Here is a 26305-nt window from a genome sequence, read left to right on the forward strand (position 1 = left end):
TCTATGAAAATACTTTATATTGATATTGATGCGTTACGACCTGACCATCTTGGATGCTATGGATATCACCGGAACACGTCACCCAATATCGACAGTATTGCTGAGAGAGGAACGCGTTTTACGAATTACTATGCCTCTGACGTACCATGTGCCCCGTCCAGAACAGCGATGTTCAGTTCACAATACGGAATTCATAATGGCGTGGTCAATCACGGAGGTCTGCAGGCTGATAAAAGACCGGTAGGACAGGGTCGTCCGTTTAATTTTCATCATACCGAGCATCAGGCTTGGGTGGATGTATTCCGGTCAAAGAAGCATCATACAGCCATTATCAGTCCCTTCCCGGACAGACATGGAGCCTGGCACGTACTGCAAGGATTTCTTGAAGTACAGGATACAGGAAAACACGCGGCTGAAACAGCTGATGATGTATCAAAAGAGGCTTTACGATGGATTAAAGACCGTGGAACAGAAAAAAATGACTGGTTCCTGTACTTAAATTTTTGGGACCCGCATACCCCATACCGGACCCCGGAAGAATTCGGAAATCCGTTCGAACACGATCCTGCCCCGGAATGGCTGACGGATGAAATGATTACTGAGCACGGGGAAAGTTACGGACCATACAGTGCGAGGGATATCCCCCGGGTCAAGCAATGGGGTGATCTGCCGGATGAAATAAAAAGCCGGGAAGATTTTAAAAAATGGGTTGATGGCTATGATACTGCAATCCGTTATGTGGATGATCACGTTGGGAAGATCATCGAAACTCTTGAAGAACAGGGAATTCTTGAAGAGACCATCATTATCCTGTCATCTGATCACGGGGAAAATCAAGGTGAGCTGAATGTCTATGGGGATCACCAGACAGCTGACCATATCACATGCCGGATTCCCTGTATAATAGCAGGTCCGGGAGTGCAGGAAGGCCACGTAGACGAGGATTTTCACTACCAGATTGACTTAGGCCCTACATTAGTAGAGTTATTGGGAGAGAAAAGGCGTAGAAAGTGGGATGGCGTCAGCTTTCTTCCGTCACTTACAGAAGGAAAGTCAGCTGGACGTCCCTATCTCGTCGTAAGTCAGTGTGCCTGGAGCTGCCAGAGAGGCGTACGGTTTGATAATTGGATGTTCATTCGAACCTACCATGACGGCTTAAAGGAATTCCCTGAGTACATGTTGTTTGACATTGAAAATGATCCACATGAAACAACAAACCTGGCAGAGGAAAAGCCGGAGGTTACAGGCAAAGGGCTGTATTTACTTGACCAATGGTATGCCCGTCAGATGGAAGTATCCGATTTACCGGTTGACCCGATGTGGAACGTCATACACGAAGGCGGCCCTTTCCATACAAGGGATGATATGACTCTTGAATCGTACCTAAAAAAGCTGCGTAAAGAAAACAGACTTGCGGCTGCAGACAGACTGGAACAACGTTATAAGCAGAAAGAAGTAAAGTAGAGAAATCCGTTTTTACTACCTTGACGTTGGCGGCGGACAGGTTGCCGCCAACCCTCTAGGATAACTATTTCAAGAATTATCAAAATAATATTGAAATCGTTTACAATGAAGCATATAATAAATGTATTGAAACGTTTCAATAAAGGTGTGGTCTTAACTACCGGAAAGACAAAACTCTTTTTTTGTTCTTTTATTGTAACGTTTCAATAAAGATACACATGTGAAAATACAGAGGAGGAAGCTAAGTGACTAAAAATAAAGTGGAAGCCATTCTTGAAGAAATGACTCGGGAAGAAAAAGTGGATCAGCTAATGCAGTTAGCGACCTTATTTTATGAAGGCTCCAGACAAAAGGGGAAAATCACAGGTCCGATGGAAGAGATGGGCATTGAATTGAATACTGTTCATAACAGTGGCTCAGTTCTGGGTGGCGCTGGTGCTGAAGAAGTAAAAAGTATTCAAAAAGCACACTTGGAAAAGAACCGGCTCGGCATTCCTCTGTTAATGATGGCAGATATTATACATGGATTTAAGACAATTTTTCCCGTTCCGTTAGCGATTGGCTGTTCATGGGATACAGATCTTGCCGAAATGAGTGCAGAAATTGCTGCAAAAGAGGCATCTGTCTCAGGAGTACATGTAACCTTTGCTCCGATGGTTGATTTGGTTCGTGACCCAAGGTGGGGGCGGGTAATGGAATCAACCGGTGAAGACTCCTTTTTAAATGCATCATTTGCAAAGGCTTTTGTCAGAGGATTTCAAGGGGAGAACCTGGAAACGGACATGGACCGGGTGGCAGCTTGTGTAAAACATTTTGCTGCTTACGGTGCCCCGGCAGGCGGACGGGATTATAATACTGTTGACATGTCAGAAAGGGAGCTTCGCGAATCCTATCTGCCTGCTTACAAGGCGGCTTTGGATGAAGGCTGCGAAATGGTGATGACCGCTTTTAATACAGTTGACAGCATTCCGGCATCAGCAAACAAAAAATTAATGAGACATTTGCTCCGTGATGAATGGGGATTTGACGGAGTAATCATTTCCGACTGGGGCGCAGTGAAAGAAACGATTGCTCATGGAGTGGCAGCTGATGAAGCAGAAGCGGCGCAAAAAGCGATCGAAGCCGGTGTCGACATTGAGATGATGACAACCTGTTATGTAAAACATCTGAAACGTCTTGTGGAAGAAGGAAAGGTGGACGAGCACCTTCTAGACGATTCCGTTCTCCGCATTCTGAAACTGAAAGAAAAGCTCGGTCTGTTTGAAAACCCTTACCGTGGAGCAGATGAAGAGAAGGAAAAAGAACTGATACTTTGTGAGAGTCATCGCCAAAGTGCACGCGAACTTGCGGTGAAATCGTGTGTATTGCTTAAAAATGAAAGCGTATTGCCGTTACATAAAGAGCAGAAGGTGGCGTTAATCGGACCTTTTGCAGAAAGCGGAGATCTACTCGGGCCCTGGTCATGGCAGGGATCGAAAGAGGACGCAGTGAAGCTGTCCGATGGATTCAAAACAAAAACAAAAGGTGAGAACCTGTTTATTTCCCGTGGCTGTGATATCGTAACGGCTCTTGAAGGAGAATTTGAAAAGGCAGTAGAGACAGCCCGAAAAGCTGACGTCATTGTACTGGCACTGGGAGAACATTCAAAAATGAGCGGCGAGGCAAAGTGCCGGGCAGATATCCGTCTGCCTGAAGTACAGCTTGAATTGATTAAAAAGCTGAAGGAACTCGGCAAACCCGTCTCGGTGATTTTGTTTAACGGACGCCCTCTTGACCTGCACGGTGTCATTGATGAAGCTGATGCCGTTCTTGAAGCATGGTATCCGGGAACAGAAGGGGGACATGCCATTGCGGATCTTGTTTATGGTGATAAAAACCCTTCAGGTAAATTATCCATGTCATTTCCGTATTCCGTAGGGCAGGTGCCGGTTTATTACAATGCCTATACTACCGGACGCCCTAAACTGGAGCCTGTTACGGAATATGTGTCCAAGTATCTTGATATTCCAAATGAGCCTCTTTTGCAGTTTGGTTTTGGCCTGAGCTACACAACTTTTTCCTATAATGAGCCTCAGATTTCTGCTGACGCATTCAATAGTCAGGAAACGCTGTCTGCATCCGTAACAGTGACCAATACAGGGGATGTTCCCGGTGAGGAAGTTGTCCAGTTTTACGTAAGGGATGTAACAGGAGAAGTGGTAAGGCCGTTAAAGGAATTAAAAGGATTTAAGAAGATGTATTTAGAGCCGGGACAATCAGAGAAAGTCAGCTTTACGGTTTCGGAAGAAATGCTCAGGTATCATCATTCGGACTTAACATTTAAAAGTGATCCGGGAGAATTTGTGGCATTTATAGGCCCTGACAGTAATACTGGTGAACCGCTGAACTTTTCTTTGACGTCTTCCTTCCAGCGTGTTTGATAATGTGGAGAAGTGTCAGGTGAGGAAAGTCAGGATAGATTCATACGCATTGTCTTAATAAAGACGAATGACAGCAGTGAAATATAACGAAAAGAGGTTGCATATATGAATGAAGTAGCAATGCAAGCGCCGTTTTCCATAAAAAATGGAGATTCTGAATTCAGATTCTTATCAAGCGGCGATATACTTGAAGCGAAATTTAAACACATCATGATAAACCAGTGGGTAGCAAACCCTGTTGATGGAAGTTTGAATAACCTGTATCTGCGGATCCATCATGAAGAAGAAATCAGTTCCTTCCCGTTACTCGGTATTCAATCTGACAGTGAGGTTTATTATTCACAGACAAAGGTTGTCTGGAAGGGGACAGCAGAAGGTGTTTCTTACGAAGTGACCTTCCACCTTTCTGAGGAGAATATTTGGTTTTGGGACATTTTGATCAATGGAAATGGTGAAACGGTGGATGTGATTTACGGCCAGGATCTCGGACTTGGAAGCAAAGGCTTTGTAAGAAATAATGAAGCCTACGTTGCTCAATATATTGACCATTCCGTATTTGAGGATGAGGATTTCGGATACGTAGTCTGTTCCCGTCAAAATCAGCCTCAGCCCGGAGGTTACCCATATATACAGCAAGGATCACTCACGGGAAGCAGAGGATATTCAACAGACGGTTTTCAATTTTTTGGAACCTCCTATAAGGAATCCAACCGCCCGGAAGTACTTACCGAGAAGAGTTTGCCAAATGATATCTATCAATATGAGTTTGCTTATACAGGGCTTCAAACAGGGCAGGTAGTGTTAAAAAAACAAGAGCGTCTCGTATTTTATGGTTTTGTCAGCGAAAATCAAGAAGAAGCGCTGACTGAGCTAAAAGGCAAGGTAAACGTGCTTGAGGCTTGGGAGGAAGTGCAGGCCGAGGAAAAAAGTGATGTTGAAAAAGTTGATAAAGTCAGGAGATCTTCTGAAATAGGTGATCCGCTTTCGGGTTCTGCTATGACAAAAGAAGAGATTGATGCCTATTTTCCTGAACGCCACCAGGAGGAGTGGGATGGAAATACGTTATTATCGTTCTTTACCGACACTTACGAGCATGTGGTTTTGAAGGGGAAAGAGCTCGTTACCGAACGTCCTCACGGTCATATTTTAATGAGCGGGCAAAATGATAAACTTACTGATCAAACACTGTCAACTACATCATTTATGTACGGGATATTCAATTCTCAGCTGGTAGTGGGCAATACATCATTTAATAAAATGCTCACAAATGCCAGAAACGCTTTGAATGTGATGAAAACCTCCGGTCAGCGTATTTATATAGAAAATGGGGGCAGCTATCGTCTTTTAACACTCCCATCTCTTTATGAAATCGGATTTAACTATACACGATGGTACTACAAACTGGACGACGACGTTGTGATCATTACAAACTTTACAACTGTCGATGATCAGGATGTACAGCTTAATTTCCGCTCAGAAAACGGAAAATCCTACAGGTGTCTTATTACCAATCAAGTGGCATTGAACAATCACGAAATGGACGTCGCCTATTCTGTAAAGACAGATGGTGAGAAGTTATCATTCTTCGCAGATCCGTCATCTGACAGTGCTCAGGTTTACCCAAAGTTGAACTATCAGCTTAAAGTAGAAGGTGTATCCTATGATATCCATAATGAAAGCAAGCTTGTTTCCGGTGTGGAACCTGGCTCTGCTTCCCTTATCGTTTTAGAATTTACTCCTTCAGACAAGTGGACGATGCTTGTTAAAGGATCCCTGGATGGTGAACACGCCCCGTTTTTAAATAAAGAAGAAAAAACAGAAGTAACTCGTTACCGTGATTACCTGAGAAAAGTAATGAATGGCTTTAAATTATCGAATGGTAATCATGAAACAAAGGAATTGACTAAAGTCAATACACTGGCTTGGTGGTACACCCACAATATGCTTGTCCATTTCTCCGCCCCCCACGGACTTGAGCAGTATGGCGGGGCAGCATGGGGAACACGGGACGTTTGCCAGGGTCCGGCAGAATTCTTTATGGCCACCCAAAACTATGATTCTGTGAAACAGATTATTAAAAAAGTCTATACACATCAATTTGACGATGACGGCAATTGGCCGCAGTGGTTTATGTTCGATAAGTATTCACAAATTCAGTCCGGTGAAAGCCACGGTGATATCATAGTCTGGCCGCTGAAAGTACTTGGAGACTATCTTTCTGTAACAAGTGATTACAGCATTCTGCAGGAGCAGGTTCCATATACAAGGCGCTGCGACTTTACTCTGACTGAAGAAACAGTTTCACTCCATGAACATGTAAAGAAACAGATTAACTACATTAAAGAACATTTCCTCCATGATACTCATCTGTCTTCTTATGGTGATGGGGACTGGGATGATACGCTTCAGCCTGCCAATGCCCGCTTAAAACAGTACATGGTCAGCAGCTGGACAGTGTCATTGACCTATCAGGTTCTTAAGCAGTTTTCATCAGCTTTGGAAAATGTATCGAAAAGTGATGCCAGTGAATTATCACAATTGGTCAATGGTATTGAGAGGGATTTTAATCGTTATATGCTCAATACAGATGTGATCCCTGGATTTGTTTATATGGAGGACCAGGAAAAGCCGGAATTAATGGTCCACCCAGAGGACAAAAAAACGGGGATTAAATACAGACTGCTGCCGATGACAAGAAGTATGATAAGTGAACTTCTTTCAAAAGAACAAGCAGAATCCCATTTTAAGATCATTAAAGAAAATCTGTATTGTCCTGATGGTGTTCGTCTGATGAATAAACCTGCAAATTACTCCGGGGGAGTAAGCAGACACTTTAAGAGAGCAGAACAGGCTGCGAACTTTGGAAGAGAAATAGGTCTGCAATATGTTCATGCTCACATTCGGTTTATAGAAGCAATGGCAAAGCTGGGGAAAAATGATGAAGTGTGGCGCGGACTTGAGGTTATAAATCCGGTTCAAATTCAAAAAGCTGTACCGAATGCAAAGCGGCGTCAAAGTAATGCTTATTTCAGCAGTTCGGATGGAGATTTTAAGACTCGCTATGAAGCAGAAGAGAGGTTCGGTGAACTCCGTGATGGAGATGTTCAGGTTAAAGGCGGGTGGCGTATATACTCCAGCGGCCCCGGCATTTACATGAATCAATTAATCTCCAACTGTTTAGGAGTGCGTGTTGAATCAGGTGATTTGATCATTGACCCGGTATTGCCGGCACACCTTGATGGATTGAGGTTTGACTACACATTTAAAGAACGGCCGGTTACCTTTATTTATCATATAAATAAAGGAACAGAAGAAGTATTCATTAATGGAGAAGCAACAAGTACAGAGGGTTTATCAAACCGTTACCGGACAGGTGGGTTCAAGGTTGATAAAACATTGCTGGATAAGTGTCTGACAGATGGACAAAATAGTATAGATGTTTATGTTAACGTAAAATAGCAAGAGGCCATCAAACATACAAAAGTTTGATGGCCTCTCTGTTTTTGTAGAATCTTTTTAAACGGTGTGAGCCTATACTTAAAGAACAGATGAACGGGTTATATGCCTTCTAACATTTCACCACATTCGACTTTTCTATTGTTTGAAAACCTTTATTTACCTTTTTCCCTTGTTCTATAGCTCCACACCAAAAAGGAGTCTGTAAGATGAGAAAACATAAGCGCAGATTTGTAGATAAGAAAGACGTGGAAGTCGGGGACGGAGTGTGGGCTGTTTAAACATATTGTTTCTATTTGGAAATATCGCTTTTTGGGTCCAGGCAAACTAAGGTTTAATGATAGGTAACCTTTTTATTAACACAATTTAGGTTTGAGGCCTTTATTTATTGGCTGTGTAAAATATCATTTTTGATTTAGAAAGAAATGTTGATTGCAGCGAATGCGCGACACTCCTGCGGGAGCAGCGAGCGGTCACACCACGAATAAGCTGCGAGTTGCTTCGACATACGTATCTGCGTAGCGTTACTAGTAGAGGAAGAAGCAGGCATAAACCTCTTGGTGGCTCACCGGCGCCCCCGCGGAAAGGGAGTGCAATGAGCGGAAATCAACATCCGAGTTTCACAGAGCATATTTACAAAGAGCAAATCATAGAAAACCCATTCCTGTTCTAAAAAGGAATGGGTTTTCTTAATGAAAGAAATTTTACCAGAAGCATTATAACACCATGTTAATCCGTTCTAGTTCAACGCTCCCCATGTCTTTGGTCCGACGATGCCGTCCTGGGTCAGGCCTTTTTTACGCTGGAAGCTGATGACGGCGCTGCGTGTCTGGGGCCCGAATACACCGTCAACAGAGATGCTGTAGCCTTGCTGTCTGAGCTTGGTCTGCAGGTTAGTGACAGCGGATCCACGGCTCCCTTGTCTGACTGTAGCCTGGCTCGTAGCAGGGGCTGTGGTGGACGTTGTTTTTTTGGGTGCTGTTGAATTGGATGGAGCGGTCGCTTTGGCGTTTTTCAAGGCGTTCCATGTCTGGGATCCCACTACACCGTTAGAGGTGATTTTATTGTCTTTCTGGAACTTTTTAACGGCAGACTCTGTGAGAGGTCCGAATATCCCGTCTACTCCTTTTGTGTCGTAGCCTTTCTGTGTAAGCTGTCTTTGCAGGTCGGTTACTGCGGCACCTCGGCTTCCCCGCTGGAGAGTAGGAGTGGAACTGTTCACAGGAACGGAGACATTTTTGCCGTCAAGGTTGTAGCCGTTTGCTTTTGCAATCGTATTGAAAGAGCTGCTGGATGAGACGATAACAACCGGTGTATTGACTTTCACTTTGTCATAAAGCCACTTTACTTCTTCGTTGTGCATGCGAATACAGCCGGCGCTTGCATAGGTGCCGATTGAAGAAGGGTTATTGTTTCCGTGGATCGCATAGGTCGTTCCCCATGTTCCATTGGCATTTAAGCCGATCCACCGGTTGCCGAGAGGATTTCTTGGGTCACCGCCTGGAATATTGCCGGTATAATAAGGGCGGTTGGTAATTTTATTAACAACCTTAAATGTTCCTTCAGGTGTCATGCTGGCTGATCTTCCCGTTGCCACACTGAACGTTTTGACGTGTTTGTTGTTTTCATAGAATGCGAGCTGATTGTTCGACTTGTTAATAATAATTAATTGGTCGGCACTACTGGAAGCGGAAGCTGATGGCACTTGCCATGCCAGAAAAACCAGCCCGACCAGTATGTAGCACAGAAGCAGTTTCCTCATGATGACATTCCCCCATAATTTGAAAATTAATAAACTATATGAGGGGCTGGTTGTCCGCTTTCCAGAATTTGAAATAAAAGAATATTCTAAAAATACCAGGCATGAGGTTCATGCCTGGTACGTTTGGTTATGCCGAAGTATCTGATGATTTTTTTATGATGAAGAGGTAAATTGCGCCGGCTCCGATAACAAGGGGAACAATGACCGGTGAGAGACCGATAAGAAACACAATCAGGCCGGAAAAGATGGAAATGATCACATTGACGGTATCCATAAACAGACTCTGCGCTCGCTCGAATGTATTCAGTGTTTCACGGTCCTGAATGGAAGGGACGGCCCGTTCCTGAATGTGAATGTACACGGTAGAAAGTGCCACGTGGTTTTCCAGGTAGTTGATCCGTCCCTGCAGGTGTTCAATTTCAGCCTGGACCTCAGACAGGTCTCTCGAGATTTCAAGAAGATCCTCTGTGTTTTCCGCCCCATCCAGAAAGGAAAGGAGGCGTTCTTCAAGAATTTCCTGAGAGCGAAGACGTGATTCGAGGTCCACGAACTCTTCTGTGACGTCATTTCCGTTTGACGTTTTTTCCAGCACACGTGTACTTGAAGATTCGATGTTGTTCATAAACGGAAAGAAATGTTCCTGGGGAATGCGGATCGTCATGTTTCCTGAGCGGTCATCCGTCGTTCTCCGCTGATGAACGGAAGACTGAACCACAAATCCCCCGAGGCTTTCTGCTTCCTCCTGGATGGCTGCCTGGGCAGTGTCGAAGTTGCTTACTTCAATGGAAAGGTCCCCGTTGTAAATAATCATCTGAGATGATTCGCTGTTCTGGGCGGTTTCCATCTCTTCCATGTCCATTTCTTCAGCACCATCATAGCCGGCTTCACCTGAGAATCCTGCACTGTCATCCTGCGCCGCCATATCTGACTCAGTGTAGCTGTCCATTCTTTCATCCTGAGTCCTGTTGCTGCACGCGGTAAAGAGGAGCAGAAGTGCCCCCAGCAGTAACACCATTTTTCTATTCATTTTTTGACCCCCTATGGTCTTTTACCTATGAGACGAGGAGGGTTGGAAAAAGTTACAAGCTTTTAAGGACGCAGGTGAAAGTGATTTTCGGATTTGTGTTAAAAATTCACCTGGGACTGTTAAGGATTGACGCTTTTATATGAATAATGACCGCCTGAATGTTAAGAATTCCTTAATGAAGCTGGTATTTAATATAATATCTTCCCGCTGGCATGCTGCACTTTTTTTGGGCAGAATAAATTGGGCTATTGATAGAATAAATTGCTTTTTTGACAGAATAAAATTCATTATTGATAGAATTAAGTTGGTTTTTGATAGAATCATCCTCTTCCGTCACCCTCAGTTGTTTCGAAGAACTCCAATATCCTCACATGGAAAACCACTCCATTAAAAAAGCCCTTCAAAGGATTTATCCTTCAAAGAGCCTGAAAAAACTTAAGGGACGTCATGCCCCATTGATGCGTGCAGAATTTCAAACCATTGGTCCAACGAAAGCTTATGACCTAGTGCCCGGACAGCGGAATCAATACGGGCTGTTTTACCGGACCCGACGATCGGCATGATGGTTGCCGGATGCTTCAGAATCCACGCATACAACACCTCGGAAATATCTTCCGTACCCAGTTCTGCACCGACTTTAGTAAGCGTATCTCTTAAACGTACGGCTTTTTCGCCGTTGCCCGAGAAAACAGCCCCTCCTGCAAGCGGTGACCAGGCCATCACAGGCATCCGGTGTTCCATACATAAATCGAGTGTGCCGTCCTGGATGTTTTCAAGCTCGTAGGCAGACACCTCAACCTGATTGGTGATGAGCTTATCATCTAAATAGGACTGGAGCATATTCAGCTGATGACGCTTGAAGTTGCTCACCCCAAAAGTCCGTACTTTTCCCGAATCCTTCAATTCTGAGAACGCCTCTGCCACTTCTTCGGGATTCATCATCGGGTCCGGACGATGAATGAGGAGCGTATCAATGTAATCGGTTTTCAGGGAGCTCAATGAGTTTTCCACAGAGCGGATGATATGTTCTTTTGACGTATTGTAATGATGGGATTTGTGCTCGGGGCGGTTTGGTGATTCAAGAACAATCCCGCACTTTGTGACGAGCTCCATTCTTTTACGAAGCCCGGGATTTGCCTGAATGGCGCGGCCGAACAGCTCCTCACACGTATAGCCTCCGTAAATATCGGCGTGATCAAAGGTTGTAATTCCCTGCTCGATACAGTGTTCAATTAAAGAAACGGTTTGCTCCGTTGTATAATTCCAGTCATTTAACCGCCACGCACCGTGGACGATGCGGGAAAAGGAAAGGTCATTTGTTACCGTAATGCGTTCCATCATCAGCACTCCTTATTGTATGTATGTGAGACTACTCTTTTTATTTAACCATGGAATGGCGGGAGGTGCTACTCATATCAGTCCTGGGGCTGAGATAAAAACAGCCTTCAGCATGTCGTGTAGGTCTTTTCTATGAAGTACACTATAATTGTGAAAATTAAACATTTTATGGAAACCTGTGCCGGAGGTTAATCGTACGTAAAAAAGGAAGTAAAACTGAATAGAGAGAGGGATTAAGATGGGGTTGCTGCAAAAACTGCTGGAACGAAAAATTGTGATTGGACTTATGGTTGTACTGGTTTTGATGGTAGGGCTGTATTCGATTAATAAGCTTGATCGGGAGCTGATACCATCCATTGATTTTGATATGGCGCTCGTGACAGCCAATGCCGGTGATATGCCGGTGCTGGACGTGGAGGAAAGGCTCACGAAACCGATTGAGCAGGTGTTAAGCGCCACGGAAGGGGTTAAGTCCTACCAGTCCTCTTCGACTGTGGGAAGCAGTTCGATTTTTGTTGAGTTTGAAGAAGACCGGATGAAAGAAGCGACCCGGGAAATAGAGGCCAGCCTGAGCAGCCTTGAATCGCAGGTGAGCGGGGTAAATTTCATTGATGTTTTCCCCATAAGTACGGATCAGGGCTTTGAGTTTTACATGGAAATCTCAGGCGGATCAATGGAAGAGATGAGTGCCTTTGCAAGAAATGAAGTAAAGCCGCGCCTTGAAGGGTTGTCGTCCGTTCGGGAAGTCCGGCTGAGCGGATTGGAAGAGAACGAATATGTGATCGAATTTGACCGGGATGCGCTCATGGAAAACGGGCTTGATATGGGGCAGGTCGTAGGGATCCTTCAGCAGACAAACATGAATATGTCTCTCGGAGAGCTGGTTCAGGAAGAGAACGAACCGTCGATCCGCTGGGATACTTCGTTTAAATCCATTGAAGATATTGAAAATACAGCAGTACCAACGATGAATGGTCCCGTTGTTCTCAGTGATCTGGCTGAGGTTGCGGTTCAGAACAATCAGCATTCTTCGATTGCCTGGAAAGACGGGAGCCGGGATTTCATTCTTGTTGAAATCGGGAGGGCGAGCGGGTACACCCAGCTTGATATGGCAGAAGCAGTCCGGGCGGAAGTGGACCGTATCCATGAAGCGGGGATCGGCTTTTCTTTCAGCGAACTGGTTACACAGGCTGACTATGTGAGCAGCGCTCTCGATGGGGTGACCCAGAACATTCTTATTGGAGGGATGCTTGCCCTCGTTATTCTCATGCTGTTTTTACGAAACCTCCGGGCGACAGTGATCATCGGTCTTACGATTCCGGTTTCAATATTACTGACCTTTGCCACGATGTGGATGTTTGACTACAGCCTGAATATCCTGACCCTTGTCGGTCTCGGGCTTGGAATCGGTATGATGGTGGATGCGTCCATTGTTATTCTGGAGTCCATTTACCGGAAGAAAGAGCATGGATATCAGGGGATGGAAGCTGTAACCAAAGGTGTTCGTGAAGTGGCTACCGCCGTTATCGCCTCCATGCTGACGACCGTCGTTGTATTTGTTCCAGTCGGATTGTTCGGCGGGGAAATGGGCGCATTTATCCTTATTCTCAGTGTGGTTGTCGTAATCACCCTGGTGAGTTCGGTCGTCGTGTCGTTTACCCTCATTCCGGCCCTGGCGGAGAACTTCCTGAAGCTGAGAGATAGGGACCGGAAAAAGAAAAAAGACAGTCGTATTATTGAAGGTTACGGAAATATGATCAGCTGGCTGAGCGGTAAAAAGCGCCGCCGTTATTCAATGATCTTTGTGTTTTTCCTTGTGTTTGCAGGCTCAATTGCACTCACAACGAAGGTTCCCCTTACCTTAATACCTGACGTGTACGACAGATACGCGGAAATCGGGGTTGAGCTTGAAAGCGGGCTGACGCCGTCTGAGCGTGATGAGATTGTCCAGGCTGCAAATGAAAAGCTGTCTCAGGTGCCGGATGTGGTATCGAACGTCATTATTGATGACCCCCAGTACCTGTTTACTCTTATTAATATGACAAGAGGGGATGAAATCACGACCCCGCAGGATGAAGTGAACACAGCCATCAATGAGGCACTGCGTGAACTGGAAGAGGAGTATCCGGTGAAAAGTGTAGGGATGATCACAGGCCCGATGGGAGGCGCACCGATCCAGCTCATGATCAAAGGGGACAGTCTGGATCAGATTCAGGAAATCGGCAACCGTCTTTCGGGTGAACTTGAAGGGATCGATGGCCTCGTAAACGTGTCTGCTTCCATGGAAAAAACGAGTGAAGAACTACAGTTTGTTTTTGATGAGGAAGCCCTTGAAGAAGGCGGACTGACTACTACCGAGATTTTCGGGCAGCTTCAGGGGTCGTTCTCCAGTACACCTGTTGGTGAAATGACGGAAAATGGTGTGACGATTCCGGTGATGGCAAAATCCGATATTGTCATAGACAACCAGGAAGCCCTGAACGAGTATGAACTCGTTACAGCAGCCGGAGTTGAACCGTTATCTTCATACGTGAGTCTGGAAACCATCGACTCACCGTTGATGATCAGCCGGGATAACGGTGACCGGTACGTGACAGTCTCAGCTGAAATTGAGGGAAGGGATCTCGGGTCTGTTTCAAGAGACGTACAGCAGGTTGTGGGTGACTTTGAAACGCCTGTCGGTTACACGGTTTCAACTGCCGGAGATCTGGAAACCCAGCAGGAAATGATGATGGAGCTTCTTGTGGTAATTGCCATCTCCATTTTTCTTGTGTACCTTGTGATGGCTGTTCAGTTTAACAGTCTTGTTCACCCGATTATTGTAATGAGTGTGATCCCGATGACGGTCATTGGATCGATTCTGGCTCTTCTCATTACGCAAAGGGAACTAAGCGTACTCTCGGCTCTCGGTCTTCTCATGCTTATCGGGGTTGTTTTAAACAATGCGATTCTTCTGATTGACCGCACGAAGCAGCTGCGGGCGGAAGGGCTTGAGGTGCATGAAGCGGTTAAAGAAGCAGGAAAAAACCGTATCCGTCCGATCTTTATGACCACGCTCACCACAGTAGGAGGCATGCTTCCTCTTGCCCTTGCTACCGGAAGTGCAAGCGCGTATCAGGCACCGCTGGCAACTGTGATCATCGGCGGCCTGTTGTTTGCCACCTTCATTACCCTCGTTTTGATTCCGTCCGTGTATCTTCTGTTTGAAGATGTTGGCAGAGGAGTAAAACGTTTGTTTACGAGAAAGAAAAAGAAAGATGCTGAAGTAATTGATGTAGCGTCTTAGAGTGTAAAAAGAGCCCGGGGGAATAATTCCTCCGGGCTCTTTTTATTGGGAGCGTTTTTTTGTTAGCTGCTTTGGGGAAAAATTGTGGCTTTTTGTAAACGTATGAAGAAGCGGGAGTACCCGAAGACTCATGCGGGAGTGGGAACCAGGGTGAGACCCCGCAACGCGAAGGGTATACAGGCTTCATCTGCAATACCTGTGTTTATGTCAAAACAACAACCTGTACAAAAAGAACGTTTCTATTTGGCTGCTTGAGAAAAGACGTGATGATTAAGGTTGCGGTGTGGTAGTTAAAAATGGAGACCTGCTTCCATTAAACTGGAATACTACATAGTCACCTATCCGTTAACAACATCCCCGCCGTTTACGTGAATCACCTGACCGGAAACGTATGTGGAATCCCCTGAAGCGAGATACACATAGCTTGGTGCCAGCTCTGCCGGCTGTCCCGGGCGTCCCATCGGACTGTCTGTACCGAATTTGGCCACCTGTTCTTCGGGGAAGGAAGCAGGAATAAGAGGTGTCCAGATTGGTCCAGGTGCAACACCGTTCACTCGGATCCCTTTTGATACGAGATTCTCTGAAAGAGAGCGGGTAAGGGCAACGAGTGCGCCTTTTGTTGCGGCGTAATCCATAAGTACCGGCTGGCCCCGGTAGGCTACGACGGAAACGGAATTGATAATAGTGCTTCCTTCTTTTAAATGGTCTAAAGCAGCCTGGGTGAAGTAAAAGGCCGAGAAAATGTTCGTCTGAAACGTCCGGTGCAGCTGATCGCTGGAAATATCACGGAGATCCTCCGCATAATGCTGCTCTGCGGCATTGTTGATAAGGCAGTCCAGCTTCCCGAATTCACCTGCAGTTTTTTCAACAGCGTCCCGGCAAAATTGTTCATCACCGATATCGCCAGCGTAAAGTACGCATCTGACACCTTTATCTTCCACGAGCTTTTTTGTTGTTTCTGCATCGTCATGCTCGTCCTTATAAACGATGGCTACATTTGCTCCTTCTTTTGCAAAGGCAATAGCCACTGCTCTGCCAATTCCGCTGTCGCCACCGGTAATAAGGACCGCTTTATCCTTCAGCTTGCCGCTGCCAATATAGTCAGGATCATCGAAAATCGGCATTGGATCCATTTCCGATTCAATTCCGGGCTGCTTTTGTTGCATCTGTTTTGGCTGGCCTTTTGTCTGCATGTTTTTCACTTCTTCATATTTCATGTCTGTCACTCTCCTCATTTTGTCAGTATTCTTTTTCCATTTCCAGTTTTCCCAAATCATAAACCGGCTATTGATTTTCTCCTTCTTTGGGCCTCTTTTGAGTAATCAGGTTTAATGTTTCACTTTTACGGAAATAGCACAGTACGAGCTCGTTGGCAACAAGGACAACTCGTCTAGAAGGAGGTCGGCATAAATGAAAGAATATACGGTTAGACCAAACAAAGATGCGGATGAATGGTTTGTGAAAATCGAAGACGTTTCCCCCGAAAAGTCCTATCCGAAGATGGATGAAGCGATCCGTCATGCGGAAAAAGCAGCGGACGACAATCGTCCCGCGCGCCTGATTATCTACAACCATCACAACGACATTGTGGATGAAAAGACTTATAGATAAAGGCATCATATGTAAACGAGGCAGCCTCCCATTTTGGGGGCTGCCTCTTTAAAAGCTTTGTTTGTGAAGAGCGTTTCTTTTGCTGAATAGATCGAATTGAAAATAAAGAAGCTGGGACATAAAGAAAGTGTGTAGGTGAGAATCTGAACGATGTGATAACATAGCGGAGTATATTTCAGGAGCGATTTGCACTGCATGTTATTCGTTCGGATTCTCGTTGACTAAAACACGTTTAACCCAGCTTCCTTTAATATAAGGAACAGACCCTATACTGCTTTTTCAATGCAGGCCATCATTCTCTGTTCAACATCATTGGCCACGTGTCTTACTTCAGAATGGTCGACATGATCCATGAGGGTCGTCGGTTTAGGCATTCCCGCATATGTCTCGCCGTTTTCCGTATAAACAACGACTTTACACGGGAGGAAATAGCCGGTCATTTTTGAAAGCTCCAGTACCTGCTTGGCATCTTTCGGGTTGCAGACTTCAAGGATGAAGTAATCATCCTCATATCCAAGCCCCTTCTCTTCCAGTTTTTCTTTTACATTAAAAGACCAGAGAACACCGAATGATTCATCTTTTAAGGTCATTTCAAGGTCATTGACGAGCTGCATAGGACTCTTTTCCGATTTTACAGTGAAATCAAAACTCATTTTCATACCTCCCTATGTATTTGGGTTCATGGAGAATATAACCTTCTTTTCCCCCCATTAAACCTGTCACCGGTGAATTTGACATTGAGGATCGGGGGTAGTAAAATCGTAACAAGTCACGAATATGCGGGTGTAGTTTAGTGGTAAAACCTCAGCCTTCCAAGCTGATGATGTGGGTTCGATTCCCATCACCCGCTCCAAATACGATTTTAATTCAAAGTAGTGTTTCGTTTAAAAATGGAATACTACTTTTTCCTTGTGTAAAAAATGAAAGGCTGTTTTCGCAAAGATTCTTTTTGTAAAAGGATGAAGAAACCGGAGTAGCCGAAGACTGCCTGCGGGAGTGGTCGCCAGGGTGAGACCCCGCAACGCGAAGCGTGAGGAGGCTCACCGGCACCCCGCGGAAAACGCACGGTACGCAGGCATTGTCTATAAGATTGCTTTTAATTTCAAGAGCACATAGCAACAATCTATACGAAAAGAGCGAAATGAAAAGACGGGCAAAAAGGTTTATTTTTCAGGAAGGTGGTGGAACCAGTGACATCAGCCCATTTAAAGGAAGAGATCATTGCATATAGTAAGACCATAGGCATTGATCAAATCGGATTTGCGTCAACCGATCCTTTTCTGACGCTCAAAGAACGACTCATTACTCACAGAGAGCTGGGCTATGAATCCGGGTTTGAAGAGCCGGATCTTGATAAGCGCACAGAACCATCACGACTTCTGCCTGAAGCAAAAACCATCATTGCCATCGCGCTCGCCTATCCATCAAAAATGAAAAACGCACCGGTTTCCAAAAAAGGGGACCGGCGCGGTATTTTCTGCAGAGCATCCTGGGGAGAGGATTACCACCATATCCTTCGCAGGAAGCTTGAGAAACTGGAAGCATTTATTGAGGAAAAAGTCCCTGATGCCAAAAGTGTATCAATGACAGACACGGGAGAGCTGTCTGACAGGGCTGTGGCTGAGCGGGCGGGAATCGGCTGGAGCGGAAAGAATTGTGCTATCATATCTCCGGAGTTTGGGTCGTATATGTATTTAGGTGAGATGGTTACAACAGTGTCATTGGAACCGGATCAACCCATTGAAGACCAGTGCGGCACATGCAACAAATGCGTGGACGCCTGCCCGACAGGCGCTCTTGTTCAAGGAGGACAGCTTGATTCCGGTAAATGCATTGCCTACCTGACACAGACCAAGGGATTTCTTCCTGACCGCTTTCGTAAAAAGCTGGGGAATCGTCTGTATGGGTGCGATACGTGCCAGGTTGTCTGCCCGGAGAACAAAGGGAAGGATTTCCACCATCACGATGAAATGGAGCCGGACCCGGAGGTGGTAAAACCGAAGCTCGAACCTCTCCTTACAATCAGTAACCGTGAGTTTAAGAACACGTACGGCAGCATTTCCGGTTCATGGAGAGGGAAGAAGCCGATCCAGCGCAATGCGATTATTGCTTTAGCCCACTTTAAAGAAGAATCGTCACTGCCGGCACTCTATGCTCTTCTGAAAGAGGATCCGCGTCCGGTTATCCGTGGAACGGCAGCGTGGGCCATCGGAACGATAGGCGGCGGTGAACAGTCAGAAAATGCCCTTAAACAGGCGAAAGAAAGAGAAAAGAACACGGATGTGCAAGCTGAGATTCATAAAGGGCTTGAGATCCTGTTAAACGAGCAATTATAGCCTTGGAAAGTATTGGCCTCGTCCAGTAGGATAGGGATATCACTTTCTGAGTGGCATTGGAAAAAATGATTAGATAGGACTGAAATGAGGGGTTAGTTATGTCGAAACGGTCATTCATTTACTATACGGAAATGGATAGTCCGATCGGAGCCTTAACGATTGCAAGCACAGATATTGGTGTATGCTTAATCGAATTCGGTCCGGTAAAAGAAACGTGTTCAAGCATTACTACATGGACAAAGAAACATTACATGAATACCGAGCTGAAAGAAAACAGAGAAAAGCTTGCGCCGGTTGTAGAGCAGTTAAATGAATACTTTGCCGGCACACGGACCACATTTGATGTCGAACTGGACCTGGTAGGCACGAAATTCCAATGCCTCGTCTGGCAGCAGGTCAATCAAATTCCTTACGGGCAGACGAAGTCCTATAAGCAGATTGCGATGGAGATTGGTGCACCAAAGGCCGTTCGTGCAATCGGAGGGTCCAACAACAAAAATCCCGTTCCCATTATCGTACCCTGTCACCGTGTGATCGGAAATAACGGATCCATGGTCGGATACGGAGGCGGACTGGATAAAAAAGAACACCTTCTTAGGATGGAAGGTGCCATAGAGAAAATATCATAATGACTTTCGGGCCTCTGCATCATGCAGAGGCTCTTTTTGTTTGAAAGGCGTAAAATCAGAAACAGAGCCCGTCTTCCTTTTCACCGACAGCCTTGTCCCTTTACCATTCAGCTCCGGCTTTAGCATGAGTGACGCAGGTTAATGCATAGGATGGTGGTAGAGCATTACAAGGGGGCGTAGCGATGAACAGGGGACTCAGACGATTAAAGGAATATGTGAAGCATTGTCATGAATGCTATGTATCAAGCCATAAAGACCGGCCTTATCTGAGAAATCACGAGAGCGAAGCCTACGAAAGGAAAATGGATCAGTACCATAAGCGTGGTGCCGAGATTGTGAAAAACATCGTAGACGGTCAGGTGATCAGCCAGCAAAACTACGGAGATCATGAAATGATCGATTACGTTCTCGTTTTCCAGCATCTCGTTCGTCACGGGAAGCGCTTCTATTTTGAAGAGCAGGTTCAGTACCGCCGCGCTGTGATCATTGACGATGATCTTGCTGATGATTATCTGCTAATGGAAGAGGGGAACGGGATGGAAGAAGAAGGCGACCGGGAAAATCAGAGTTTCGGTGTGGAAACTGAGGAGCCTACGTCATACAGAGGATATAACAGGCTTGAGGTTGTCAAATACGCAGAACGATACTGGAATACGTCAAACCCGGCCTATAAGAAATTTGAGAATAACTGTACGAATTATCTTTCGCAGTGCCTGAAGGCCGGGGGGATCCCCATGACAGGGGCCGGGAACCGTTCAAAAGGGTGGTGGTACAGCGGCAAATCGTGGAGCTACAGCTGGACCGTGGCCAATGCCTTCAGGTGGTACATGAGCGGAGTGAAATCCACCATCCGTGCAAGAGAAGTGTCTTCACCGGAAGACCTCATAAGAGGAGATGTGATCTGCTACGATTTCACCGGCGACGGTCACTGGCAGCACACCACCATTGTTGTAGCCAAGGACGATAAAAACATGCCCCTTGTAAATGCCAACACCACGAACAGCCGGATGCGCTACTGGGCATACGAAGACTCCACTGCCTGGACCCCAAACATCAAATATAAATTCTTCCACGTCAAAGACTAAAAGAGGGGGAGCCATAAGGTGGCATTATACCTTATGGCTCCCCCTCTGAAGCAATGAGGCAAGCCGCTACCCTCTTTTAAAAGCCCGGCACGAACGGGTTTCTCTTGTTGGACGAGTAGCGAGCGGAGCCATTGCCGGACACCTTTTGAAGTCACAAAAAAGCTCGGGAAAAGTTCAGGGGTCTGTCCCCTGAACTTTTTGCTTATCCTATTGACAGGACCACCAACCATGATCAGGACTCCTGTCAGAAGCATGAGCTAATGTTATATTAGAAATATTTTAGTAGCTCCAGGCGGACGCTTTCCGCGGGGATCACTTCAGCCTCCTGATATGAACGAAACTTTCAAGGCCCCGCTGAAATATTGATTATGATCCTGTTTTTGGGCAACTTTAAGAAGGGAAGCTATTTTGGGCTTCTTGACTTAGTTGTCCTTTTTTATTCAATCTGATTGTTTTTACTCCCTTTAGCTAATCACTCTTCCCCAACTCTTTGAATGGTTGTCAAGTGCTCTCCTTGACTGTCATTCAAAGAGTTGGGACACTTATAAAGCTAAAGGAGGAAATCTTCTTATATACCGTACCTCCTTTTGATTAGATGTTGAGAACACGGCACGAAGGCAAAAACTCTACTGCGGTTAGCACTCTGATATTCGTGGGTTTGCACATTTTATCTTTCCGTATGAAGGACATTTCCACTAACTCGTGGCGTGCGTTAACCTTTGACAAGGGTAGCACAGAGGAGGCACGTGGGTTTTCCTTCCCGGTATTACTCTTTGCCTTCGAGCCCTATTCTCAGCCATCTATTTTTCATTTCAAATATCCAATCCTAAAATCACTTCATTACAGTCTTACGACTCTTAAATCTGAGATCTCTTATTAAGATCGTTTTCTACCTCTTGTGTAACAGCCCATATAAATCCAGCCAACTCTCTAGCTACTGCGGTGATAGCTTTTCCGCTTTCTTTACCTCTGGATAATAGCCTGAAATACTTGTTATGCAGCCGATTTTGAGCATTCCATGAAATGCCTTGAATAGCCGGAGAAAGTCCACTTTGCCTCTTTTTTAGTTCTCCTTTTACCGCAGGCTTATATCGATAACTCCAAGCAGATTCAATTAACAATCGACGAACATGACGGTTTCCCGTTTTCGTGATCTCCCCTTGTTGTCTTTTTTCACCACTAGAGTATTCACTCGGTATTAAGCCTACATAAGACATAAATTTGCCCGGAGTCGAGAAACGCCTAAAAGAACCAACTTCAGCTACCAGACTTGTCGCAGTAATCAGCGCAACACCTCTTAATGCTTGTAACGATTGAATCATTGGGGCATGGACACCTTCACTCGCCTGCACTTTCACTTCTTCTTCATATCTTAGGATTCGTTGTTCCAATTCTTTGATTTGATGATAATACTCTTGAAAAACAACTCGTAAAGAAGAACGTTCCAATGTTAATTTATCGAGCCAGTCCCGGTACTTTTTAGTCCATTTGGTTACACCTTTAGGTGGTTTAATATCATTACGTAATAAGAATTTAGATAATCGGTGTTTGGCACGTAATTCATCTTCTTTAGCGTCTTCACGGGCTCTCACCAAATCACGAAGAGCCTCATCGTCTGAATTGGGAATGTAAATGGGAGTCAATTCTCCAGCTCGATATAATTGTGCAAGACGGATAGAGTTCCGACGGTTGGTCTTAATACGCTCACCTGGTCTTTGAGGAATCAAAGACGGGGCAATAACATCACACTGTACATCAAGAGATTGGAGTAACCTTTGAAGCGAGTATCCTGTTGGACCTGCTTCAAAGCACATACGCAACGTATGAGGCTTTCCTATTGACTTAACTAACTTTTTAATTGCTTCAGGTGTATGAGGAATCATCCCGTAATATCTCGGCATTCTCGTCCCTCATCGGCTATAGCAACTGCAATTTTGTCTTTTGACACGTCTAAACCTACGAATTTTAAGGTATCCTTCATAATATAGCTCCTTCCGTAATGTAGCTCTAATTTGGTTTTTGTTTTATTTAATCAATAAACATTCTTACCAAATTAACCTACGACTTTACGAGTAAGGGGCTAGTTTCGTTCATGATAACTCGGGAAAGGCCGCTCTGCGGGTTCTTCAGTTGATGCTATTCCCGCCTGAGTCCGCCTTCTGCTACCTTCTGTTACTTACACAAGTCCTGTTAGGGATCACGTCACTTTTAGATGGCTCCTCTTCAAAATAGAACTTTCCGTTTGCTATACATCGCAGGTCAAAACCTATGAATGATTTTTCTTTAATCTTATTTTGCGAATAAGATTCGTTCCATCCGGAATGTCCGAAGACTCCTGCGGAAGTGGGGGCCAGGAGAGACCCTGCAACGAAGTGAGGAGGCTCGCCGGCACCTCCGCGGAAAATGAAGGACATTCCGGATGCATCCTGCCTTTTCAGTTTTGTGATTAGGCGCTATTCCTTAACTTGCTGGCTAGGGGGACAGACCCCTGAACTTTTTCGTGGTATAATACTCGGTGGAAAGCAGAGATTTTTTTGAGGTGAAGAATCAGTTATGGGAATTCATGTTGTTTTGTATCAACCGGAAATCCCTGCAAACACGGGGAATATTGCCCGAACGTGTGCAGGTACGAATACATCGCTCCACCTGATCAGACCGCTCGGATTTTCAACAGACGACCGGATGCTGAAACGCGCCGGGTGTGACTACTGGCCAAGCGTTAAGATTCATTATTATGATTCATTGGAAGAGCTGATCGACTCCTATGAAGACGGGGAATTCTTCTTTATTGAAACGATCGGGAAGAAGTATTATCACGAATTTGACTACAGTGAAACAGACAAAGACTATTTCTTTGTTTTCGGCCGCGAGACAACCGGCCTGCCTGAAAGCATTACAGAGAAGTATGCTGACCGCTGTTTCCGTATACCGCAGACGGACAAAGTAAGGTCCCTTAACCTGTCCAACACAGCAGCCATCCTCGTCTATGAAGCGCTCCGACAGCAGTCGTTTGGGGAGTTGACGTAAGAGTCACTCAAAAGGCAGGAGCGGGTCTTCAGGATAAAGTGCTCGTTCTACAATCAAAACCCTCCCACACCACAAGCCAGTAAACCAAGCCTTTCCGCACAACGGGCCGTTCCGGAAAGGCTGTCCTCTTTTTTGGCACAAAAGACTCAAATATCCCTCCCTATAAAAATATTCCTTGCAAACATGATCACCGTCTACTAAAATACTAAATAAGCAACAACGATCATCACTAAAACACAATATATAGTATTAATGCTGAAATTCAGGTGTCATGCAGACTTAATAGGGAATCCGGTCCGAAACCGGAACTGTCCCCGCAACTGTGAATGCCGACGAAATGAGATCCACTGTACCAGCAGCCGCTCGATTGAGCGCGAGAGGTATGGGAAGGCTCAAAGTAGGACGACGCATGAGTCAGGAGACCTGCCTGAATTTCGACAGTTTCATACCTTCGGGGATTGAGTGTATGGAGCGGCAGGTCAATAGAGGTTCAGGTAAACTCATTTTTTGAAAAAGGAAATTCATTTTTCAAATGGAGATGACACCGTTATTCACCTCAGCCTCAACCGTTACCTGCCGTCTTCCATCAAAACGAGCTCTTTCCCTTCGCGGAAAGAGTTTTTTATTTTGCCAAAAAGAGAGGGGTTCCATCAATGACCAAAACAATCACCTACCATTCCGAACTGACTGAACAGCTTATCGCTGAGTTTCCAAACCTTACGTGGACAAACTGGCCGCAAGAAACAGGAAACACAACAGTAACGTTGAAGGACATGCAGCAGCAGGCACTGGACCGGATGCATACCGAGGAGCCCGACTGGACCTATGTGGCAGCAAGATACCGCCTTAAAGAACTCTATGAAACCATTGCAGCAGAACGTTTTTGCGAGGTTCGAGAGGCCTATGAACGTTTTCCGGAAACGCTCAGATATCTTACGAACGAGAACATTTACTCCCATGAACTCGAAGCAGGCTACAGCGAGGAAGAACAGCGTGAGCTGGCGAAAACACTGGACCCGGACCTCGATAAACAATTTACCTTCCTGGGGTTACATACGTTCATCGACCGCTATCTGGCTAAAAGCCAGGACAATAAAACGGTAGAACTGCCCCAAGAACGTTTTATGATCATCGCCATGGTTCTTATGCAGCATGAGCCAAAGAATGTCCGCCTGACCCTTGTAAAAGAAGCCTATTGGGCCATGGCTAATCTGTATATGACTGTAGCAACGCCAACCCTCGCTAATGCGGGGAAAACCCACGGCCAGCTGTCCAGCTGTTTTATTGACACGATGGGTGACAGCCTGCGAGGCATTTTTGACTCCACAACCGACGCGGCAACTCTAAGCAAAAACGGAGGAGGAATCGGTATTTATCTTGGAAAGGTCCGTTCAAAAGGATCATCGATCAAAGGATTCAAAGGAAATTCATCCGGTGTTCTTCCGTGGATGAAACAGCTTAACAACACTGCGGTAAGCGTCGATCAGCTCGGCCAGAGGCAGGGAGCCATCGCTGTTTACCTGGACGTATGGCATAAAGATATCTTTTCTTTTCTCGATGCAAAGCTGAACAACGGTGACGAGCGAAAACGGACTCACGACCTTTTTACGGGAGTCAGCCTGCCTGATCTGTTTATGGAAAAAGTCGAAGCAAGAGAAGCCTGGTGCTTGTTCGATCCACATGAAGTCAGACAGACGATGGGCTTTTCACTGGAAGACTGCTACGACGAGGAAAAAGGCGCGGGAAGCTTCAGGGAGAAGTACGAGGTCTGTGTAAATAATCCAAAGCTTTCCCGTGAGGAAGTACCAGCCATCGATATTATGAAGCGGATCATGATCTCCCAGCTGGAAACGGGAACGCCTTACATGTTTTACCGGGATGAAGCGAACCGGATGAACCCGAACAGCCACAGAGGAATGATTTACGGCTCGAACCTTTGTACCGAAATCATGCAGAACATGAGTGAAACCACCGTTACGGAAGAAAAAACGAAAGACGGCACAATCCTTATTACAAAAACTGCCGGTGACTATGTGGTCTGCAATTTAAGCTCGATTAATCTTGCCAAAGCAATCCCTGACGATGTTCTGAAGCGCCTCATCCCGATTCAGGTTCGCATGCTCGATAACGTCATTGATGTGAACAGGCTGGAAGTGCCCCAGGCAAAGCTTACAAACGAGAAGTACCGGGGAATCGGTCTCGGCACCTACGGGTGGCATCATCTCCTCGCCTTGACGGGGATTCGCTGGGAAAGTGAGGAGGCCGTTGCCTTTGCAGATGAACTCTACGAAACCATCGCCCGCCTTACCATACAGGCAAGTGCAAATCTGGCCAAAGAAAAAGGGAGCTACCCGGCTTACAAAGGCTCTGATTGGGAGAAGGGGCTGTACTTTACAAAACGAGGCCTTGACCTGCACTGGGAAAGCACAATTAACATGGTCAAACAGTCGGGTCTGAGAAACGGCTATTTAATGGCAGTTGCCCCCAACTCTTCAACGGCAATTCTTGCAGGGACAACCGCTTCGATCGACCCGATCTACCGGAAAGAATACGCCGAGGAAAAGAAAAACTACCGTATTCCCGTTACGGCACCGGATTTGTCCAGTGAAACGACGTGGTTTTATAAAGCGGCACACGAGATCGATCAGCATTGGAGCATCCGGCAGAACGCCGCACGTCAGCGCTATATTGACCAGGGGATTTCCTTTAACCTGTACGTGAAAAACACGATCAAAGCAAAGGACCTTCTGGCTCTCCATCTTCATGCCTGGAAAGAGGGGCTTAAGACCACCTATTACGTAAGGTCTACATCAAGTGAAATCGAAGAATGCGACAGCTGCGCCAGCTAAAAGGAGAGAGATTAA

The 26305-nt window shown here is 45.7% G+C and carries 16 protein-coding genes, 1 tRNA gene and 1 riboswitch; of the genes, 11 read left to right on the forward strand and 6 right to left on the reverse strand.

Annotated elements, in window-relative coordinates:
• Positions 1-3: 3 nt before the first annotated feature.
• The 3 genes from EBO34_RS00215 to EBO34_RS00225 all read left to right on the forward strand — a co-directional run bounded on the left by EBO34_RS00215 (position 4) and on the right by EBO34_RS00225 (position 7343).
• Positions 4-1464 (forward strand): sulfatase family protein, encoded by a 1461-nt coding sequence (locus tag EBO34_RS00215; protein WP_122895964.1) that lies wholly within the window; start codon positions 4-6, stop codon positions 1462-1464.
• Positions 1465-1709: 245 nt separating this feature from the next.
• Positions 1710-3884: a glycoside hydrolase family 3 N-terminal domain-containing protein gene (locus tag EBO34_RS00220; RefSeq protein ID WP_122895965.1), complete on the forward strand. Its 2175-nt coding sequence runs from the start codon at positions 1710-1712 to the stop codon at positions 3882-3884.
• A 105-nt stretch (positions 3885-3989) separates the two neighbouring features.
• Positions 3990-7343, forward strand: coding sequence for a GH36-type glycosyl hydrolase domain-containing protein (locus EBO34_RS00225; RefSeq protein WP_122895966.1), 3354 nt, complete (start codon positions 3990-3992; stop codon positions 7341-7343).
• Between the two features lie 736 nt (positions 7344-8079).
• Here the strand turns inward: EBO34_RS00225 and EBO34_RS00230 are convergent.
• From EBO34_RS00230 to EBO34_RS00240, 3 genes are all read right to left on the reverse strand, one after another.
• Entirely contained in the window at positions 8080-9102 is a 1023-nt protein-coding gene (locus tag EBO34_RS00230; RefSeq protein WP_122895967.1) for a L,D-transpeptidase family protein, read from the reverse strand.
• 127 nt (positions 9103-9229) lie between these two features.
• Positions 9230-10129, reverse strand: coding sequence for a DUF4349 domain-containing protein (locus tag EBO34_RS00235; RefSeq protein WP_122895968.1), 900 nt, complete (start codon positions 10127-10129; stop codon positions 9230-9232).
• Positions 10130-10564: 435 nt separating this feature from the next.
• The gene (locus EBO34_RS00240) at positions 10565-11467 is read right to left on the reverse strand and encodes an aldo/keto reductase (RefSeq protein ID WP_122895969.1); all 903 of its coding nucleotides are present in this window, start codon (positions 11465-11467) and stop codon (positions 10565-10567) included.
• A 238-nt stretch (positions 11468-11705) separates the two neighbouring features.
• Between EBO34_RS00240 and EBO34_RS00245 the strand changes: the two genes are divergently transcribed.
• Complete coding sequence (locus tag EBO34_RS00245) at positions 11706-14753, forward strand: efflux RND transporter permease subunit (RefSeq protein ID WP_122895970.1); 3048 nt, start codon at positions 11706-11708, stop codon at positions 14751-14753.
• Positions 14754-15091: 338 nt separating this feature from the next.
• Here EBO34_RS00245 and EBO34_RS00250 read toward each other — a convergent pair whose 3' ends face one another.
• Positions 15092-15970 carry an SDR family oxidoreductase gene (locus EBO34_RS00250; protein ID WP_122898400.1) on the reverse strand — a complete coding sequence of 293 codons (879 nt, stop codon included), beginning with the start codon at positions 15968-15970 and terminating at the stop codon, positions 15092-15094.
• A 193-nt stretch (positions 15971-16163) separates the two neighbouring features.
• On the opposite strand from EBO34_RS00250, the gene EBO34_RS00255 reads away from it, so the two are divergent.
• Positions 16164-16364: a DUF2188 domain-containing protein gene (locus tag EBO34_RS00255; RefSeq protein WP_122895971.1), complete on the forward strand. Its 201-nt coding sequence runs from the start codon at positions 16164-16166 to the stop codon at positions 16362-16364.
• A gap of 266 nt (positions 16365-16630) precedes the next feature.
• On the opposite strand, the gene EBO34_RS00260 is transcribed toward EBO34_RS00255, so the two are convergent.
• On the reverse strand, positions 16631-17017 hold the full coding sequence (locus EBO34_RS00260; protein WP_122895972.1) for a DUF302 domain-containing protein: 387 nt from the start codon (positions 17015-17017) through the stop codon (positions 16631-16633).
• Between the two features lie 126 nt (positions 17018-17143).
• Between EBO34_RS00260 and EBO34_RS00265 the strand changes: the two genes are divergently transcribed.
• The 4 genes from EBO34_RS00265 to EBO34_RS00280 all read left to right on the forward strand — a co-directional run bounded on the left by EBO34_RS00265 (position 17144) and on the right by EBO34_RS00280 (position 20414).
• Positions 17144-17217 (forward strand) — tRNA-Gly (locus EBO34_RS00265).
• 337 nt (positions 17218-17554) lie between these two features.
• Complete coding sequence (gene queG / locus EBO34_RS00270; protein ID WP_122895973.1) at positions 17555-18700, forward strand: tRNA epoxyqueuosine(34) reductase QueG; 1146 nt, start codon at positions 17555-17557, stop codon at positions 18698-18700.
• A 98-nt stretch (positions 18701-18798) separates the two neighbouring features.
• The gene (locus tag EBO34_RS00275; protein ID WP_122895974.1) at positions 18799-19329 is read left to right on the forward strand and encodes a methylated-DNA--[protein]-cysteine S-methyltransferase; all 531 of its coding nucleotides are present in this window, start codon (positions 18799-18801) and stop codon (positions 19327-19329) included.
• A gap of 182 nt (positions 19330-19511) precedes the next feature.
• Positions 19512-20414 carry an amidase domain-containing protein gene (locus EBO34_RS00280; RefSeq protein ID WP_122895975.1) on the forward strand — a complete coding sequence of 301 codons (903 nt, stop codon included), beginning with the start codon at positions 19512-19514 and terminating at the stop codon, positions 20412-20414.
• Positions 20415-21271: 857 nt separating this feature from the next.
• Here EBO34_RS00280 and EBO34_RS00290 read toward each other — a convergent pair.
• Positions 21272-22315 carry an IS110 family RNA-guided transposase gene (locus EBO34_RS00290; RefSeq protein ID WP_249413959.1) on the reverse strand — a complete coding sequence of 348 codons (1044 nt, stop codon included), beginning with the start codon at positions 22313-22315 and terminating at the stop codon, positions 21272-21274.
• Positions 22316-22967: 652 nt separating this feature from the next.
• On the opposite strand from EBO34_RS00290, the gene trmL reads away from it, so the two are divergent.
• Positions 22968-23441 (forward strand): tRNA (uridine(34)/cytosine(34)/5-carboxymethylaminomethyluridine(34)-2'-O)-methyltransferase TrmL, encoded by a 474-nt coding sequence (gene trmL, locus EBO34_RS00300; RefSeq protein ID WP_122895978.1) that lies wholly within the window; start codon positions 22968-22970, stop codon positions 23439-23441.
• 247 nt (positions 23442-23688) lie between these two features.
• A riboswitch (cobalamin riboswitch) is annotated at positions 23689-23886 on the forward strand.
• Positions 23887-24094: 208 nt separating this feature from the next.
• The gene (locus EBO34_RS00305; RefSeq protein WP_122895979.1) at positions 24095-26290 is read left to right on the forward strand and encodes a ribonucleoside-diphosphate reductase subunit alpha; all 2196 of its coding nucleotides are present in this window, start codon (positions 24095-24097) and stop codon (positions 26288-26290) included.
• The last annotated feature ends 15 nt before the right edge of the window (positions 26291-26305 follow it).

This window comes from Alteribacter keqinensis (assembly GCF_003710255.1).
GTDB classification, from domain to species: domain Bacteria; phylum Bacillota; class Bacilli; order Bacillales; family Salisediminibacteriaceae; genus Alteribacter; species Alteribacter keqinensis.

Bases quoted from the DNA above. Each gene is read 5' to 3' on its own strand.
- EBO34_RS00215 (WP_122895964.1), top strand. From the start codon at position 4: ATGAAAATACTTTATATTGATATTGATGCGTTACGACCTGACCATCTT.
- EBO34_RS00225 (WP_122895966.1), top strand. From the start codon at position 3,990: ATGAATGAAGTAGCAATGCAAGCGCCGTTTTCCATAAAAAATGGAGAT.
- EBO34_RS00230 (WP_122895967.1), bottom strand. From the start codon at position 9,102: ATGAGGAAACTGCTTCTGTGCTACATACTGGTCGGGCTGGTTTTTCTG.
- EBO34_RS00235 (WP_122895968.1), bottom strand. From the start codon at position 10,129: ATGAATAGAAAAATGGTGTTACTGCTGGGGGCACTTCTGCTCCTCTTT.
- EBO34_RS00240 (WP_122895969.1), bottom strand. From the start codon at position 11,467: ATGGAACGCATTACGGTAACAAATGACCTTTCCTTTTCCCGCATCGTC.
- EBO34_RS00245 (WP_122895970.1), top strand. From the start codon at position 11,706: ATGGGGTTGCTGCAAAAACTGCTGGAACGAAAAATTGTGATTGGACTT.
- EBO34_RS00250 (WP_122898400.1), bottom strand. From the start codon at position 15,970: ATGAAATATGAAGAAGTGAAAAACATGCAGACAAAAGGCCAGCCAAAA.
- EBO34_RS00255 (WP_122895971.1), top strand. From the start codon at position 16,164: ATGAAAGAATATACGGTTAGACCAAACAAAGATGCGGATGAATGGTTT.
- EBO34_RS00260 (WP_122895972.1), bottom strand. From the start codon at position 17,017: ATGAGTTTTGATTTCACTGTAAAATCGGAAAAGAGTCCTATGCAGCTC.
- EBO34_RS00275 (WP_122895974.1), top strand. From the start codon at position 18,799: ATGTCGAAACGGTCATTCATTTACTATACGGAAATGGATAGTCCGATC.
- EBO34_RS00280 (WP_122895975.1), top strand. From the start codon at position 19,512: ATGAACAGGGGACTCAGACGATTAAAGGAATATGTGAAGCATTGTCAT.
- EBO34_RS00290 (WP_249413959.1), bottom strand. From the start codon at position 22,315: ATGCCGAGATATTACGGGATGATTCCTCATACACCTGAAGCAATTAAA.
- trmL (WP_122895978.1), top strand. From the start codon at position 22,968: ATGGGAATTCATGTTGTTTTGTATCAACCGGAAATCCCTGCAAACACG.
- EBO34_RS00305 (WP_122895979.1), top strand. From the start codon at position 24,095: ATGACCAAAACAATCACCTACCATTCCGAACTGACTGAACAGCTTATC.